This window comes from Thermogutta sp. (assembly GCF_039793925.1).
Taxonomy (GTDB): Bacteria; Planctomycetota; Planctomycetia; order Pirellulales; family Thermoguttaceae; genus Thermogutta.
The window spans coordinates 37,622-53,723 of the sequence record NZ_JBAMME010000011.1 but is presented as its reverse complement, the minus strand read 5'-3'; the positions used below and the strand labels follow the sequence as shown (position 1 = coordinate 53,723).

The following is a 16,102-nucleotide window of genomic DNA, read 5'->3' as shown; positions in this document are numbered from 1 at the left end:
TCTGGTACGGTTGGTAACATTTGGGCGGCGGTCAGTGGCGACGACGGTCCAAACGTCTCGCCAAAGTGCGGGCAACTCACCGTTCAGGAGGCCGCTATGGACACGTGTGGATCATGAGCGGACATCTATGGAATCGGTGAGAACGACAAACGGGGCTAAGGGCCAGTTTGAGATGTTGTGTCACTTTTGGCAATAGCTCGCTCGGAAAGCGAGAGATTTTCGATCCGAGCGGTTTTCAGAACAGCTTGCCCAAGCAGGCGGTTGACACGCGTGACCACTTTTCTGGCCAGATAATCCACCTGTTGAAGTTCGGAGGGACTGGTGGCCCGAACGGTAACGAAAACCTCGTCCCGAATGAGGTGACCGAAGGATTGGATAAAACGGCTAAAACTTTCGCGATCGTCGAAAGTGGTCACCACCCGGAATTGGAAGCTGGCTTCGCGGAGAAGCCCGCTGGCCGGGTCGTAAACACGGACGCAAAAATCGCCAAAATCGGCTTCGCCGTGGCCCAGCCATTTGGCAGCCGGCGCAGGGCGGGAGTGGGACGCCCCCCACGCTTCACCCATTCCCAACTTCTCAAACCATTGGCTCCAGTGTACATGAGAACTTGCCAGAAGGCCGATAAAAAAGGCAGGAAGAATTCCCAGGAAGACGGCCAGCACTTCTAATAAAGCCAGCCTGCGACGTGGTGCAACCGAAGGCGCGGTGCCGGTTCCGGAGAGCGGAGCTCGCTGCGCTTCCCGCTCAACACCGGTTTCGTTATTTGCCGCAGATGAGGGCAGTGGGGATTTTTCGCCCTGCGCCACCAGCGCGCCTCCTGGGAAATAGCCTGAACCTGAAAAGGATGAGTCGGTTTACTCGCACTGAAAAGGTTTTCTGTCAAGAGTATAGCATATTTTCCGGCGGTAACCCGACGGCACGCACTGTCAGGCTGCGAGCAACCCACAGGTTGTACCCACCTGGTATACAACCCGGGGAATTTTAAGCCAGATCGGGGCCGCGGGTCTACCGGAAAGCGTGCTGAGGACACCGCGTCCGGGTTAGCATTCGAATCCGGGGGGCCGTTCGTAAAGTTTCTTCCGGGTGGCCCACAGACCGGCAGAAGGTGTGGGAATGTAATAGATCGTCTCGCCGTCTGCAGATGTATTCCAGCCCTGGCGGAGCTTGTCGATCGGGTAGCGGCGAAGCGTTTCTTGAAGATCCGCGTACTTGAAATTGACTCCCTCGATCTCCTCGCGCGTCAAATGGCCGGGGGCATAGGTGATGGTGAACCGACCTTCCGAGGAACCGTGAATGAGATGGGCTGCGGCGTGGGCGAGATCCTGGAGATCGGCGTTCGTTCGATACAGCTCCATGATCCGCTTCGTTCCGATATACCCATATTTTCGGATTAATCGATCCACTTCTTCCTGTTCGCCAAATCGTTTCAGTCCGGGCGCGATGATAATGAGTTCGCCACCATCTGCCATGACCATTCGGGTGCGATAGATTGCTTTGTTCGCCACCCAGGTGCTGACGAATTCGTCCTCCTGCATGTGGCACACAACTTTTTGGAGCGGCTCTTCAAACACCTTGATATTTTCTTCACGGGACTGTCGCGCGGCCATCAAATAGGTGTCCAGATCATCGCCCACATAAATTCCCGTGTGAACGAGCTGGTCCTCGGGATTGCGGGCCATGACAATTTGGATGTAAAAGTCCGGCAGAGAGGCGAGAAATTCTTCCTCTGCTTTGTTGAAACATGCCCGAACCGGGGTGATGAGCGTCCCCAGGTTGTTTTCTATTCCGCAGCAGGCCGCCGCAATGTGGGAGGCACAGATGGTCCGCTTTCCCGCCAGACCAATGAAATAGTTCTTGTTATGGTTGGCAAAGCCCAGCACTTCATGGGGAACGACGTGCCCGATGTTGATGATCAAATCCCACGTTTCCCGCATGAGCATTGTGTTCAGATCGATGGGAATAGACCAATCCGCGGCCCCTCGGCTGACCTCCTTGACAAATTCGGCAGGAATCTCGCCCACCGGCACGACGGTGTCGATCCAATGGTGGGCGTGAATTCGTTCGTGGGGAATGCTGCCGAACATTCGGGCATTCTGTTCGCGACTATGCGGCTCGTGCTGGCCTAATGTGGGGATGACATGTACGTCGGCGTCCCTGGCCAACATTTGATAGAGTATCTCGGTCATTTTGCCCGCGCCGGAGTGCATGCGGGTGATGTCGGGCGGGAGTAAAAGAACCCGCCGGGGGGAACGGCAGATCCTCGCCCGCGCTTCATCTACCGCTTGTTCCATCAGCTCGCGAATTCGCGGCCAGCCAATCTCCGATGCCCTTTCATAAAACCACGGCATAGATGGTCGTGCTCTCCTGTCTAGCGGTGTCGATGTATGTCTAACTGTCCCAGGGAAACTAATCTATTATGACGCGCCCGTGGAGAACTGGGGAGTCCGCGCGGGCGTCGCCTTGCTGCGTTCGACAAGAGGCGGTGCCGCCAATGTGGCCAGGAGGATGGCCACAAGCAAGGTGAAGAGTCCTCCGAAAATGCCCGTTTCCCAGGGCGAGTGATACGAGATCTGCACTTCACGAGTTCCCGCTGGGACCGTGATCACAGTTCGCCCCCAGGCGTCCGGCTCAATTGGGAGGGACTGGCCATCAGCCGTGGCCACCAGTCCCTTTCGCCATAGATAATTGAGCACAAGTCGTCCGCCTTCGAGTTTATCCGCACAGTTCACGACAAGGAGGGCACCGCCTGGGCAACGAAATTGGGCGGGTCGTCGGTTTGGAGGCCCTTCTCGCGGCGGTCCGTGTACTGCCGTAACGTCCCGCTGGACTGGCGCGGAGCCGGTCGAAAGCGAAGCCTGCTCCAGCTCGGGCTCTTCCCAGAAAGCCCGCGGGTCGGGATCCGCCACCGGAAACACAGCCACGAATTCGTCGGAATAAATTGGTACTTTGATTCGGCACCAGGTACGCATGCGGAAGTCGTCGAAGAGGCTTTGGGTCTCGGCCCAACGGGCATCCCAACTGGGGCTGCGGACCGGCTGCACTGCCGTCCGATGGAGCAGAACGTAGTGAACTCCGTATTTCTGGAGTGTTTGCAGAGGTGCGGTGGCCAAACCATCGACTACGCGGCGGTACTCACGCGTCTGGCGGACGAATTCGCCGTAGCCGTCGATGGACTCCACCCCGTACACCATCGGAAAATCGAGGCCCAGTCCCCATACAAGGTTCTTAACTGGCGAGCGAAACGGCGTTATGGGAGCGATTCGAGCCGGACAATCGCCCTTGCCCAACAGCTTTGCCAATTGCGGCGGAAGGGGACGGTAAATTCTGTCTCCATATCGGTAAAAGCACGCGTCGGCAAGAAATACGTGCCATGCCAGCAAAACAAGTGTCGTGCCCATCGTGATCCAAACGGCTCGACGCGCACCTGGCGAGATGCTCGCGGGCGCCCGAGGTTCCCGCCCATTTCGCTCCATAAAGAGGTGCTGACAGAATTTCGCCCCCACCAGAAGCGGTGCCAGGTGGAAAAAAGGAAGATATTTAAACGGGTGGTACGCCCGGCCGATGATTGGAAAATGCGACTGAAGCCACCACAACCCGCCGACGTTACCCAGGGCAAGTACCAGAGCAAGGATAGCGATCGACTGCCAGAATGAGGCGAAAAACTGAGTCACCTTGCGAGAGTGCAGACCGTACCATGCAGTCCCTGCCAACCACAGGAGCGTGAACACGCCGCCGGCGAAGTAAAACTGGCCGTGATGAGGGTTGGTGGGATCGGCCCAATTGCACGGGCTTGGAGCCTGCGCAAGCGGATATGGAAAAACAAGAGAGAGCAGGCCGTCGAAAATGCCTTCATGAGGTCCCGGGGGCCGATCGACTTGCGACACCACAAGGAGTTGTGGAACGAGGAGCGGGGCAGCTACCGCAATCGAAACGAGTGCCGCTGACCCCAGGATGGCCCAACGACGAATAGACCACCGGCAGGCCAGGCCTCGCAAAACAATCGCGGTGCCCAGCAACTGGAGTGTGTACAACCACATCTGGGCATTTCCCGCATGGTAGAAAAGGCCTCCAATAAAACCGGTGGAGAAAATCCATCCCCAAATCTTGGATCTGGAACCGGTGAATGGCTCCCGAACGCTCTCCAGTTTGCGAAGTTGAATGGCCAGTAAAGGGACGAAAAGAAATACTGGCGACATGTAATACCAGGATCGGCATGCGATCAGAGCGTACCCACACAGAACCCAGCATGTTGATGCACACATGCCAATGAGAGGGACGATCCCTTCCCGAGATAACAACCAAAAGATAGCCCAATAAGCCAGAAAAAGGTGAAACCAGCAAAACACATCCACACACCAGGTCGGGTCACCCAGCACATCTCGGGAAAAAAAGTACGCAAAATATGTCGGAGGATACGTCAGCGCAAAGGTCCCTAGCTCAGCCAGCGGCATACCCAAAAACTGGTAAGTCGCCCATTCGGGGAATCGGCCGGTGACTGCGATTTCGCACGCCCGGCTGATGACAGGGTAGAAGATGGCGAAGTTGTCGTCCTGAAGGAAATACCGCGGTTCGCGTGTCTCAAGATACGCGGCAGCCATCATTACCAGCAAAAACCCCCCTGCTCCGCACAGTAATCCGCGGTGTACAGAAGCATGTCCTGGAGGGGCATTCTCGGTGAGAAACCCCGATCGCAGGACTTTTCTCCCCTTTCCTATGTAAATCACGCCGAGGCCCATGGCTCCCCAGAGGACAAAGAACCACGTGCTCGGGTGCTTCAGGAAACTCGCGACAATATGACCCATCAAGGCTAAGTCGCCGGGATAGTTCCACAGCCCGGAAAACTGTGGCAGGACGGAATGTGACAGCTTCCCTTCCCACCGCAACTCGCCGGTGAAATACTCTCGGTAACGCGGCGGATCAGGTCCCAGGGCCGCCTCGGGAAGATCGGTCCGTACCCATTTGACTTCGTCCCCCGGGATCCGCAGCGACGTCCTGCCGCAAACGATGAGCACGCTGTCCACGCCTTCACTAGGAGGCCCTGCCATCCGTAGCCGGAGGGAACGCACCCAGGAGCCCGAGATTCTCCAACGCCATTCCCGCTGACTCATGGCTGGGGCGGTCCACCACGAAGGCACGGACTTTTCCGACAGTGCGTCCAAGCCGGCCTGGTCATTCGCGAACGGGAAAGAGCTTTCCGACCTGTCGTGAACGAAAGTTTGCGGTACTTCTCGGCCGGACGAGCCAGATGGGGCAGGCGTTCCTTGTTCCTTTCGCGAATAGCGTGGAAATTCCAGACAGACCGAGATGACGGCGTTACTGCGAGTGACCTGAAAGAGCTCGATGGTTCCACGCTCGACGGGTTTCCGACAATAGACCGTCACCTGCACGGGCAAACTGGCACCACCTTTCAACGCCCGAAAGGTATGAATGGCGAGGAGCCAGAAAAGGATGCCCAGCCCAAGTGCGGCAAGTCGGGCCCGGATCGCTGGCTTATCGTCGTCGAGCATAGGACGTCAATTAACCAGAACCAAAATCTCTCTTCGTTAGGGCTCCAAGTCGGAACCATGAGGATACAAAAGCTTCCGAAGCACATCCTTTGATTCTCTGGGCCACAAGGGGGAAACGCCACTACGTGGCATAGCTCTCCGCCGTTGATCGTTTCGCGGAGATCGAGCGGTTTGTTCGATGTGCGGACGTGTGGCCACAAGGCGATCTCTGCTCGATACCACTGGATACCACTGGTTCAGAAGAACTCCTGGCCGGCCCCGAACCCCCTATTCCCCTGGAGAGTGGTAGAGAGACTGCTAAATTAGATAAACTAGGTAGACTTTTTGTTCCGGAGTCGGTGCAATTTTGGGGTTGCCAATCGCATCGCCCAGGATATATAATGATGCAGTAAAGTTGTCATATTAGTGACGATTGTTTTTAGGAGGGTTCTAGTGTAACCCGGGTTAAGACACATCGAGCCAAAAGGATCCATAGGATATGACTGAATCGGCCCATCAAAAGCTTGAACGCAAACGGAGTGGTGTTGAGGAAGTCAAGGAGGCCAGCCAGTTTCTCTATAACATATTGGCTGAGGAAGTTAACAACGACCAGCCCGCATTCAGCGAGAAGGCGCTTCAGGTCCTCAAGCATCACGGCACTTATCAGCAGGATGACCGCGACAAGCGGCGAGAGGGCAAAACGTACATCATGATGGTGCGCGTGAAAGTGCCGGGTGGTGTACTCACCTGGCAACAGTTGCTCGCGCAGCTCGATCTGTGCGACGAACTGGGCAACACTACGGCGCGCATCACAGACCGGCAGGATCTTCAGCTTCACGGAGTTCTGAAGCGGAATCTGCGCGAGGCTATTCGGCGCGTCAATGAGGTTCAGATGACCACGTTGGGTGCCTGCGGAGACGTGGTCCGAAATGTCATCTGCTGCCCAGCTCCCTTGCGCCACGATGGGGTTCGCGAAGAACTTCAGGAGCTGGCCCGGGCTGTGACCCGACATCTGCTGCCCCGTACACCCGCGTACCATCAGATCTGGTTGACCGATCCGGAGACTCAGCAGAAGGAACTTGTCGGCGACCAGGCCGATCCTGAGGAAGTGGAGCCGATCTATGGCAAAACTTATCTTCCCCGCAAATTCAAGATAGCCTTCGGATTGTTGGATGATAACTGTGTCGATGTTTATGCGAACGACCTCGGGTTTGTTGCTATCGTTGAGGATGGCCGGGTTGCTGGCTTCAATGTGCTGGCAGGAGGTTCACTTGGGGTCACCCCCAGCAATAAGAACACTTTCCCGGCCCTTGCCAAACCGGTGGGTTTCATTGGTAAGGAGGAGGTCATCCCTGTCGCCGAAGCGGTGGTGAAAATTTTCCGGGATTTTGGTGAGCGAGGCGACCGGAAACGGGCACGCCTCAAGTACTTGATCGCCGACCGGGGTATCGATTGGTTTCGCCAAACCCTGGAGCAATATTACGGTCGGTCCATCCGAGATCCTTTGCCGGTGAATGTCCGTGGTTTTGATGACCACCTTGGCTGGCACGATCAGGGCGACGGCAAGTGGTTCTACGGGTTGAATGTGGAGAACGGGCGGATTCTGGACCGCGACGGATTTCGGTTGAAGAGTGCCATTCGAGAAATCTGCCGGAGATTCCAGCCGGGAATTCGCTTCACAGCCCATCAAAGCATTCTGTTTTGTGACCTCCCGGAAAATGTTCGCCCGGAACTGGAAGGGATCCTGCGGGAGCACGGGGTGCCGTTGAGCGAAGAAATCTCGGAGGTCAGGCGTTGGTCGATGGCCTGTGTGGCCCTGCCGACCTGCCCGCTGGCGGTCACGGAAAGCGAGCGTGTTCTCCCAGGACTGATCGACCAATTGGAGGTCGAGCTGGCACGGTTGGGGCTTCAGAACGAGCGCTTTACCGTGCGCATGACTGGTTGCCCCAACGGATGCGCCCGGCCGTACAACGCCGATATTGGGCTAGTAGGGCGAACGGTCAACAAGTACGCGATCTACTTAGGCGGGCGCCTGCTGGGCGATCGACTTGGGGAGCTGTACCTCGACACCGTTCCGCTTGCCGAAATAATCCCCACTCTCAAACCAGTGCTCGAGTTATTTGCTCAGCAACGGCAAAATGGGGAAACACTGGGGGATTTCTGCCACAGGATAGGAATCCACAGACTGCGCGAAATGTGTGCCGGAAATGGTCGTCAACCCGTTATGAGCACCGAGGCAATAGAGACCGAGACTTGCTGACAGTAATTTTGGATCGGCAGGCAAGTGCACGTCATCAGCTCGATATCGGGGACAGTGGGCGTGCTCTTTCAACACCCCCGAGCACCAGGCTGGGTCGGAAGAGTAATTGCTCTATGTGGGCTGGTGGGGTGATGATCCCACAGATGACGTGGGATGAGCACGCACCTTTTCGTAGAGCAGATTAATGATTCCCTCAATGACTTCAGCCTGATTGGTTTCCAGCAGGATGGCCAGCTTCCGCTCCAGGTCACGCCGTCGGTTGGTTTTTTTAGCTACAGCAATGACCCCTTCCTCGGTGAGTGCTCCTCCCGTGCCGAATCGACTGTACAGCTCTTCGAATTCAGCGGTTGTCCAGTCCTGAAAGAGTTCAGGGTGGGCCTGGATGACGCGTTCCACAATGGGGTTCGTTTGGCGATCGAAGCGGCGATAAAGCAGGCGTGTCGGGTCGATAAAGAGTTCGTCAACGGGGACTCCCAGTCCTTGGGCTAGTTGCCCGATTGTCCGAGGATGGGGCCGTTTGCTACCCTCCAGGATTCCTCGGATTGTTCGTTTGTCCAATTTCGTGCGTTCTGCGACCTCATTGATGGTAAGGCCGAGCTGAGACATGAGGCGCCGCAGGTTGTCGCCGAGTAAATTGTCCATTTTTACAACTCCTCCCACAGACGCTGCGCCCCGCCGAAATGTATCATAAGAATGTGCACTACCATGGTAATTCTTCTCACTTCACCTTCGCAACATAAACGGACGAATGTCAGTGAACCGAGGCCACCCCGCCTTCGCTCAGTCCCAGGTTTCTTCGTACACCAAAGTGTGTACCGGACCACCTGAACGATTTATACTCGATAAAAGACAAATTTTTTATGCAGGGCTTGCCGGCCGCACTGGTCAGGCCTGGCCAATTCGCGAAAGGCCTGTGGAGAAGTACGCAATATCTGCATCTTTCTTGAAATTATGACAATTTGCCCCCAGAAAATATAGGGCCATGAACAGACAGTACGAAATCGCTTGCGAGTGCGGTCGGAAAATCCCCGTTTCGGCGGGCCAGTCGGGAACCATGGTTGTTTGCGAATGTGGGCGTTCCATGACTGTGCCTTCCTGGGGAGAACTTTCGCGGAGGGAAATCGCAAGCGCAGATGGCGCAGCGGGGCAGCAGGTTGCCTACAGTCCTCTGACGAGTTGGGTTACCGGCTTTCGGTGGCTGGGCCTTGGTCTCATTCTCCTGGCGGTCCTCGGTATGCTCTACCTTTACAGAAGCATGCCCTCACTCCCGAACCTCCACAAGGTTCCCCCCGCAGCGGCCTACGATTATTTCCGTGTCCTCCGTACCGGGGTTGACGGGCCGATGCCGCGGTTCGAGAGAGACTTTATTGAACACGAGAGAATCTGGCGCGGGCTGTGGGATCTGGTCATCCTGGTTGCTATTGTCGGGGCCATCCTGGTGACGGGAATCACTGTTGCAGAATGGTGGGAACAGAGGCACCAGGCCAGGATAGCTGAGGCAGAGAGGGAGGACGAGGAGAAAACTCCCCCTGCGTGATTCGACTTCCCGGATTTCTACCGCTCCTCATTTGGGCAGGTGGATGGTGAAAGTGCTTCCCCGGCCGACTTCGCTTGTGACCGTCACATATCCTCCGTGGACCTGAGCCACGTGTTTGACGATGGACAGGCCCAGCCCCGTTCCGCCAAGTTCACGGCTTCTCCCGGGATCCACGCGATAGAAGCGCTCAAAGATGCGGGGAAGGTGCCGGCTTTCGATACCCCATCCCTCGTCGGCCACAGAAAACAGGATCTCCTCTTCTTGCATTTCCACACGCAGGGTGATTGTTTTTCCGGGATCGCTGTACTTGATCGCATTGTCGATGAGATTGACGATCGCCATCTGGAACAGGCGGGGATTCACGTTCAGGTTTGGGTCCACGGAAACTTCCGTCTTCAATGTCATGTTTTTTCTTTCCGCAGCAAGCTGACACTGGTCCAGCGCGCCTTGTATCAGGGCACTGGCCTTCACATTCTGGCGTTCAACCGGTTGATCCCTGTCACTGTCCAGTCGCGTGAGAACCAGAAGATCGTCCACAATTCGCTCCAGCCGCTCGGTCTGTTCCAAGACGATCTGGGTGAAATGCCGGGCTTGCTCCGGCTCTTCTATCGCGCCCTCGAGTAACGTTTCCAGAAAGCCTCTCATAGTGGTCAGGGGAGTTTTCAATTCGTGACTCACGTTGGCGACGAAGTCTCGACGCACCCGGTCGAGCACCTCAGTCCGCGTGATATCCCGAATGACCACGAGGTAATGCATCTCCCCGACGCCGTCCACGGGAAACGGTGCAGCTCGCAGTTCCAGATGCTGTTCAGGGGATTCGTGAGAAATGCGAAGCGGTGCTGGAGCTTCTCCGGAAAGCACCTGCTCCCACCACGGTGAAAAGGCGGGGTGTCTAATCCGTTCGGACAGAACGAGTTGGCCGGGGGACAACTGAGGCGGGAACCGAAGGAGTCGAGCCGCCTGGCGGTTCCACTTCTGTCCCCTGCCCGATCGATCAAGAATCAGAATGCCGTCCAAAAGATGGTCCAGAACGGCCTCGAACTCCATTTGGATTTGGCGAAGCGTTTGACGGTCGTTTTCGCGATGGACCGCGTATTCATTCCACTGTTGTACCAGGTGGGCAATTTCCAGCGGACACCACGGCGGCAGGGATGTGCTACAATTCTGCGCCAGCCGGTCGGGCGAGAACCGACCGATCGTTCTGCTGAGCCATTCCCCGGCGATTAGCCATGCTACGGCACCCAGGACGCTGCCCAAGCCGATGGTTCGCAAGCCACTCCAGAGAATCGTGCTGGACAGAGCTGACGAGCTCAGGGGAATTTCCTGCTCGAGCCATAACACCGCGGGAGAAGAAAGTTGGCTCATTGGGAAAGCAGCGATCCAGCGGAGATGGTCGCCCGACCGAGCCTCCATCCACCGGACCACCGGGCGTCCTGATCTCCGGCACAATTGGACCTCTGGCAGTTCTGCAGTGGCATGATCCAATAGCGGCGTTGTTGCGGCCAGCGTGCGTCCGCCTTCGTCGAAAATTGCAATCTGGAGTTCTAAGACGCCGGCCTTTTGACGCAGGACATTGGTGAGGGCCTGAGGGTTTGGCATCTGTTTGCCAACATCGTCCGTGAGAATAGCCCGGGCGAGATAGTGTGCCCGTTCTTCGATCCACGTGTTTGTAAGCTGCTCATGTGTGGCGAAGACTGTGAGCAACCAAAGCAAAACAATGGGCACAGTTGTGACAGTCCAAAAAAGAAGCAGGACAACAGGCAATCTCAATCGAAATACCCTCGACATGATTGCGGTTCCCCAATAGCCGTCTCTATGGGCGAGGTTTAACTCACCGGTCTTGTCGATTATTTGATCGGTTAACTGGACAAAATCCCCAGCCGACGCCCGCAAATACGCATTCCGATGTCGTCATTCCCTGCAAATTGATCTTGACTGTTTTCACTTGATCAATCTACGCTATGGCTTACGGTGCGTCCAAGTGGACGGATGCCAGCACATCTGGAGAGACAACCACGGAGGGTGATCGAAGAAGGGAATCACATGGCACCAACTCCTTGGCCAATGGAGAGGACGGAAGCGTCGTCACGCCCACAGGTTGCGGTTCCGTTTCTTGATCTCGGTCGTACCCAGGCGCCTCTGCGGGATGAAATTGTGGCAGCACTGGCGAGGGTCGTCGATTCTGGCGTTTTTGTTCTCGGACCCGAGGTGGAAAACCTCGAACAGCTCCTTGCAGAATACTGCCATTGCCGGCACGCCATAGCCTGTGCTTCGGGCAGTGATGCCCTGTTGCTTGCGCTGATGGCTCTCAATATCGGGCCGGGAGACGAAGTGATCGTCCCCAGTTTTACATTTTTCGCGACCGCCAGCGCCGTCACTCGGCTTGGGGCCAAGCCGGTCTTCGCCGATATCGATCCGCGATCGTACAACATATCGCCTGACCACGTGGCCCGGCTTATCAGAAAGAATACGAAAGCCATCATTCCTGTCCATCTTTTTGGTCAGGCGGCCGATATGAGGCCGATTCTGGAGCTAGCGGAACGCTTCGGGATCACCGTCGTGGAGGACGCCGCCCAGTCCATCGGCGCGGAGTACTGCGGAAGACGTGTTGGATCGCTGGGGCGGATTGGATGTCTGAGCTTCTATCCCACCAAGAATCTGGGCGGGATGGGCGACGGCGGAATGTTGACCACCAACGACAGCCAGCTCAGCGAGCAGCTTCGGATTCTCCGTGTTCATGGAATGCATCCGCGATATTATCATCGCATGATTGGGATCAACAGTCGGATGGACGCCTTCCAGGCGGCGGCCCTGTTGGTCAAATTTCGTCATTTGGAAGAGTGGGTGGCCCGTCGCCAGGAAATCGCCCGACGTTACACGGCGCTTTTTTTGGAAGCCGGCTTGGAACGGCACATTGTTTTGCCCGAAATGACCGTCGAAGGGCGCCACGTGTGGAATCAATACGTTATTCGGATACGCAACGGACGGCGAGACGCTCTCCGCAGGTATCTCCAGGACCAAGGAATAGGAACGGAAATCTATTACCCGCTTGGTCTGCACGAGCAGGAATGCTTCCAATTCCTGGGTTACGCTCCTACCGACCTGCCAGAAACGTTTCTGGCTAGCCGAGAGGTACTTGCCCTCCCAATTTTTCCGGGTCTGACGGAGGAAGAACAGCGGGCGGTGGTTGGGGCGATCGCTCGTTTTCTGGGTGGACAATCCCATACATTCCGGGTTGGGCCGCCCAAATTTCTGGAAAGAACGTCTCAACCGGTGACGGAAACGCACCCGACTGGCCGGTAACGGTGGCTTCGGGGAATACGGTGAACGGACAGTTCAGACCACAATGAGACTTCCTCCACCCCAAGCCGCGAAATCACGCTGAAGCTGGCCCGTGTGGCCTGAAGCAACTGCAAAGGCGGCCCACTCGTTAGCAGGAAGCGATTGCCAGGCGGATTATCCCCGTTTTTTCGCCATCTGCGCCGGTGCAAACACACCGGGCGGAGGGCCTTCCGGAGCCTTCTTCTTTTCCGTTTCGGAAGTCACGACTTTGCCCCAAGATGTTCCTTTAAACTCAAGTCCCTTAACCTTGTCCGATCTTCGACTGGGCGCCAGAGCAATCATCATCACGAAGACTGTGGCCAGGATAACCACCAGGTACCCCGGTGCCCAGGCCGGGCTGCCTCCCCCGCTCGCCTCTTCAGCGATGAGCAAGCTCTCTCCAAGATTCAAAACTGCCAGCCACAAGCCCATCACGCTTGCTCCTCATTTTTTATTTGACTACCTGTCAGTGCTTCGCGCGAGAACCACACTTTTCGATTGTAGACCGGCACACTGGTTTTGCCAATTTGGTGCTTGGGAATCTTTCCGCTCGAAGGGGGCTTGACGCCCTCGAATGGGGATGAACTTCATCCAAAACGTCCTGTTACATACGCCTCGGTTTCCGGCAGCCTCGGGGCGCTGAAGATGTCCGGGGTTGGGCCATATTCGATCAGACGACCCAAATAGAGCAGAGCCGTGTAGTCACTCACCCGGGCCGCCTGCTGCATATTGTGAGTCACGATGACGACTGTATATTCACCGGCGAGTTCTCGAATGAGATCTTCAATTTTGTTCGTCGCGATGGGGTCGAGGGCCGAACAGGGCTCATCCAGTAACAGCACTTCAGGGTTGCCTGCCAACGCTCGGGCGATACATAGGCGTTGCTGCTGCCCACCTGAAAGCTGGAGGGCATTCTGATTGAGATGGTCCTTCACCTCGTCCCAAAGCGCTGCTGCGCGGAGGCAACGCTCGCATTGTTCCTGAAGGTACTGCCGATTTCGGATTCCCTGAATCCGCAACGGATAGACGACGTTTTCAAAAATGCTCATCGGAAAAGGATTGGGCTTCTGAAACACCATCCCTGCCCGCTTGCGAATTTGGGTCGCATCCACCGTGGGGTCGAATACCGAAACCCCATCCAGCCGGATATCACCTTCCGTGTGCACATCGTCAATCAGATCGTTCATGCGATTGATGCAGCGGATCAGGGTGGATTTGCCACACCCGCTGGGACCAATAATGGCGGTCACTTTTCCTCTCGGGATGTTCATGCAAATGTCGAAGAGGGTTTGTTTTTTCCCGTACCAGAGGCTGAAATGGTCGATTTCAAGAACGGCTGGCTCCGCAAGCACCTGTGGATGGATTTCGCTTTCAAAAGGTTCACCCCGGGCGATAGCTGCTAAGCGAGAAGCACCCTGCAGGAGCGATTCTTCAAAAGACGGCGGTTTCCCGACACGGCTCGCGTGCACCGGGGACTTGGACTGCTGGGTCTCAGCGGGCGAACGAGGCGGAGTTGAGGTTGCTTCGGTGGACGGAGACACAGAATGGGAATCCATAGGAGACATTCGCTGAATGAACGAATCACTACCCGAGCTGGGCCGTTTCGAGTCTTTTTTCTGTCGCAATGCCGCATGCTTCCCGTTGGCGTTTACTGGTACAAACGCTCGTAGATAGCTCAACATAGTAAACCCAACCTCCATCATAAATGCAAGACCTGAGCGGCACGGCGCAAGCGGGCACGTAGCGCGAATGCCCACAGGTTCAGTGCCACAATAAGGAGAATCAGCACCAGGGTCGTCGAAAATACCATTGGTTTGGCGGCCTCGCTGTTGGGGCTTTGAAAACCGAGGTCATAAATATGGAAACCCAGATGCATGAAACTCCGCTGCAAATGGATGTACGGGAAGCGATGATCAATAGGCAACTCCGGAGCCAGTTTGACGGCACCGGTCAGCATGAGCGGGGCGACTTCTCCAGCACCACGGGCCATTGCCAGAATCGTGCCTGTGAGAATTCCAGGGAATGCTTGCGGTAAAACCACCCGACGCAACGTCTGCCAACGCGTCGCACCACAAGCGTACGAGCCCTCGCGAACAGATCGAGGAACCGCGGCCAGTGCTTCTTCAGTGGCCACGATGACCACCGGCAATGTGAGAAGTGCAAGCGTCAGCGAAGCCCACAGGATTCCACCAGTCCCAAACGTTGGGTTAGGAAGCCGGGCCCGAAAGAAAACGCTATCAATCGATCCACCCACCAGGTAGCAGAAAAATCCAAGACCGAACACACCGAAGACAATGCTGGGCACCCCCGCCAAATTATTGATGGCGATCCGTAAACCACTGACGAGCACGCCGCCCTTGGCATACTCCCGTAAGTAAAGAGCCGCCAGCACACCTAGGGGAACTACGGCGATTGTCATCAAAAGAGTGAGAAAAGCTGTCCCAAAAATCGCCGGAAATATACCCCCTTCGCTATTGGCCTCTCTCGGGTCGTCTGTCAAAAACTCCCAGACGCGGCTGAGGTAAACCTGGCAACGCGCCCAAAGGTCGAGCTGGTTCGCGGGATAGGCACGTACAATGTCGGCCAATGCTATGTCTTTTTCCTGGCCATCGGCAGTTCGTACCCGAATTGCATACCGAGCATTTTCGGCACGCAGTTGATCAATCTCTTGCCGTACCGCGTCGTAACGTTGGTGGAGTTCCTTTTCTGTCTGCGCCAGGATTGTCTCCAACCGGCGGTACCGTAGGGACTGTTTACCTTCTTCCAGTTCTACGGCTCGCAGGCGAAGACGAGCCGTTTCAAGCTCGTGATTAATGTCACCAAGGTCTCGAGTTTCCAACCGCCTGATCATCCGAAACCGGCGTCGAACCTCAGGATGGCAGCGGAGGAAGTTGTCCCAAATATTCGATGGCGTAGTCGCTTGCGGCTTTCCGTCGATCAGGAACGCTACGGGGAATCCATAAAAGCGTCCCCACGCTACCCGCTCGAACACCACAGCCCACTGGGGCCAGGTGGTCTTACCCAGCCGAGTCTCAGGTTCAGATACCCATCGAAAATGCTCGTTGGTGAGTTCGTAGTTACCCGTTCTTACCAGATACCGCAGTACCCAGCCCCCGTGCTTGTTCATGTAGTCTTCGAAAGATTTCCGGAGTTCTGGCGGCATCCCTTGAAGGGACTGAGGATCGGGACGAAACCATTCTTTGCGGGTGATTTCGCCCATCACCGCGAGATCTGGCTGCTCCCACTGGACGACACGCAGAGGCCAGAAAGTCCGCGTTCCCTCTACCAGGATGAGAGCCAGCAGACCGAACATCATGGCGAGCGCGATGACCAGCGCGCCACCGGTCAGCCACAGGGAGGGCTCAGCATAAGCCGAAAGCAATCGCCCCGGGCTATCCCGGGAATCCGGCCGCTCACGAGCAATCTGTATTTTTCTTGGGATCAAAACTTGTGTCATCGTCTTGAACCGTTAAGCCGTTGCGGTTTGTGTGACTCTTG

General features: G+C 56.3%; 12 protein-coding genes. 3 read left to right on the top strand and 9 right to left on the bottom strand.

Annotation, left to right across the window (positions count from 1 at the left end; translation table 11 throughout):
* Positions 1-155: 155 nt before the first annotated feature.
* From ABJK56_RS00590 to ABJK56_RS00580, 3 genes are all read right to left on the bottom strand, one after another.
* The gene (locus ABJK56_RS00590; RefSeq protein WP_347242727.1) at positions 156-806 is read right to left on the bottom strand and encodes a hypothetical protein; all 651 of its coding nucleotides are present in this window, start codon (positions 804-806) and stop codon (positions 156-158) included.
* Between the two features lie 234 nt (positions 807-1,040).
* The gene (locus ABJK56_RS00585; protein WP_347242726.1) at positions 1,041-2,348 is read right to left on the bottom strand and encodes a lactate racemase domain-containing protein; all 1,308 of its coding nucleotides are present in this window, start codon (positions 2,346-2,348) and stop codon (positions 1,041-1,043) included.
* A gap of 66 nt (positions 2,349-2,414) precedes the next feature.
* The gene (locus ABJK56_RS00580) at positions 2,415-5,507 is read right to left on the bottom strand and encodes a hypothetical protein (protein WP_347242725.1); all 3,093 of its coding nucleotides are present in this window, start codon (positions 5,505-5,507) and stop codon (positions 2,415-2,417) included.
* A gap of 478 nt (positions 5,508-5,985) precedes the next feature.
* Here ABJK56_RS00580 and ABJK56_RS00575 point away from each other — a divergent pair, with 478 nt between their 5' ends.
* Entirely contained in the window at positions 5,986-7,746 is a 1,761-nt protein-coding gene (locus ABJK56_RS00575; RefSeq protein ID WP_347242724.1) for an NADPH-dependent assimilatory sulfite reductase hemoprotein subunit, read from the top strand.
* A 111-nt stretch (positions 7,747-7,857) separates the two neighbouring features.
* Here the strand turns inward: ABJK56_RS00575 and ABJK56_RS00570 are convergent, their stop codons facing one another.
* Positions 7,858-8,388, bottom strand: coding sequence for a helix-turn-helix transcriptional regulator (locus ABJK56_RS00570; protein ID WP_347242723.1), 531 nt, complete (start codon positions 8,386-8,388; stop codon positions 7,858-7,860).
* A 243-nt stretch (positions 8,389-8,631) separates the two neighbouring features.
* Entirely contained in the window at positions 8,632-8,829 is a 198-nt protein-coding gene (locus ABJK56_RS00565; protein ID WP_347242722.1) for a hypothetical protein, read from the bottom strand.
* On the opposite strand from ABJK56_RS00565, the gene ABJK56_RS00560 reads away from it, so the two are divergent.
* Complete coding sequence (locus ABJK56_RS00560; RefSeq protein ID WP_347242721.1) at positions 8,828-9,283, top strand: hypothetical protein; 456 nt, start codon at positions 8,828-8,830, stop codon at positions 9,281-9,283. The two genes, ABJK56_RS00565 and ABJK56_RS00560, sit on opposite strands and share 2 nt — an antisense overlap.
* A gap of 27 nt (positions 9,284-9,310) precedes the next feature.
* Here ABJK56_RS00560 and ABJK56_RS00555 read toward each other — a convergent pair whose 3' ends face one another.
* The gene (locus tag ABJK56_RS00555) at positions 9,311-11,071 is read right to left on the bottom strand and encodes an ATP-binding protein (RefSeq protein WP_347242720.1); all 1,761 of its coding nucleotides are present in this window, start codon (positions 11,069-11,071) and stop codon (positions 9,311-9,313) included.
* Positions 11,072-11,326: 255 nt separating this feature from the next.
* On the opposite strand from ABJK56_RS00555, the gene ABJK56_RS00550 reads away from it, so the two are divergent.
* Entirely contained in the window at positions 11,327-12,586 is a 1,260-nt protein-coding gene (locus tag ABJK56_RS00550) for a DegT/DnrJ/EryC1/StrS family aminotransferase (protein ID WP_347242719.1), read from the top strand.
* 153 nt (positions 12,587-12,739) lie between these two features.
* On the opposite strand, the gene ABJK56_RS00545 is transcribed toward ABJK56_RS00550, so the two are convergent.
* From ABJK56_RS00545 to pstA, 3 genes are all read right to left on the bottom strand, one after another.
* Positions 12,740-13,039 carry a hypothetical protein gene (locus ABJK56_RS00545; protein ID WP_347242718.1) on the bottom strand — a complete coding sequence of 100 codons (300 nt, stop codon included), beginning with the start codon at positions 13,037-13,039 and terminating at the stop codon, positions 12,740-12,742.
* Positions 13,040-13,191: 152 nt separating this feature from the next.
* Positions 13,192-14,160, bottom strand: coding sequence for a phosphate ABC transporter ATP-binding protein PstB (pstB, locus tag ABJK56_RS00540; protein ID WP_347242717.1), 969 nt, complete (start codon positions 14,158-14,160; stop codon positions 13,192-13,194).
* 143 nt (positions 14,161-14,303) lie between these two features.
* Complete coding sequence (gene pstA / locus ABJK56_RS00535; RefSeq protein ID WP_347242716.1) at positions 14,304-16,061, bottom strand: phosphate ABC transporter permease PstA; 1,758 nt, start codon at positions 16,059-16,061, stop codon at positions 14,304-14,306.
* Positions 16,062-16,102 lie beyond the last annotated feature (41 nt).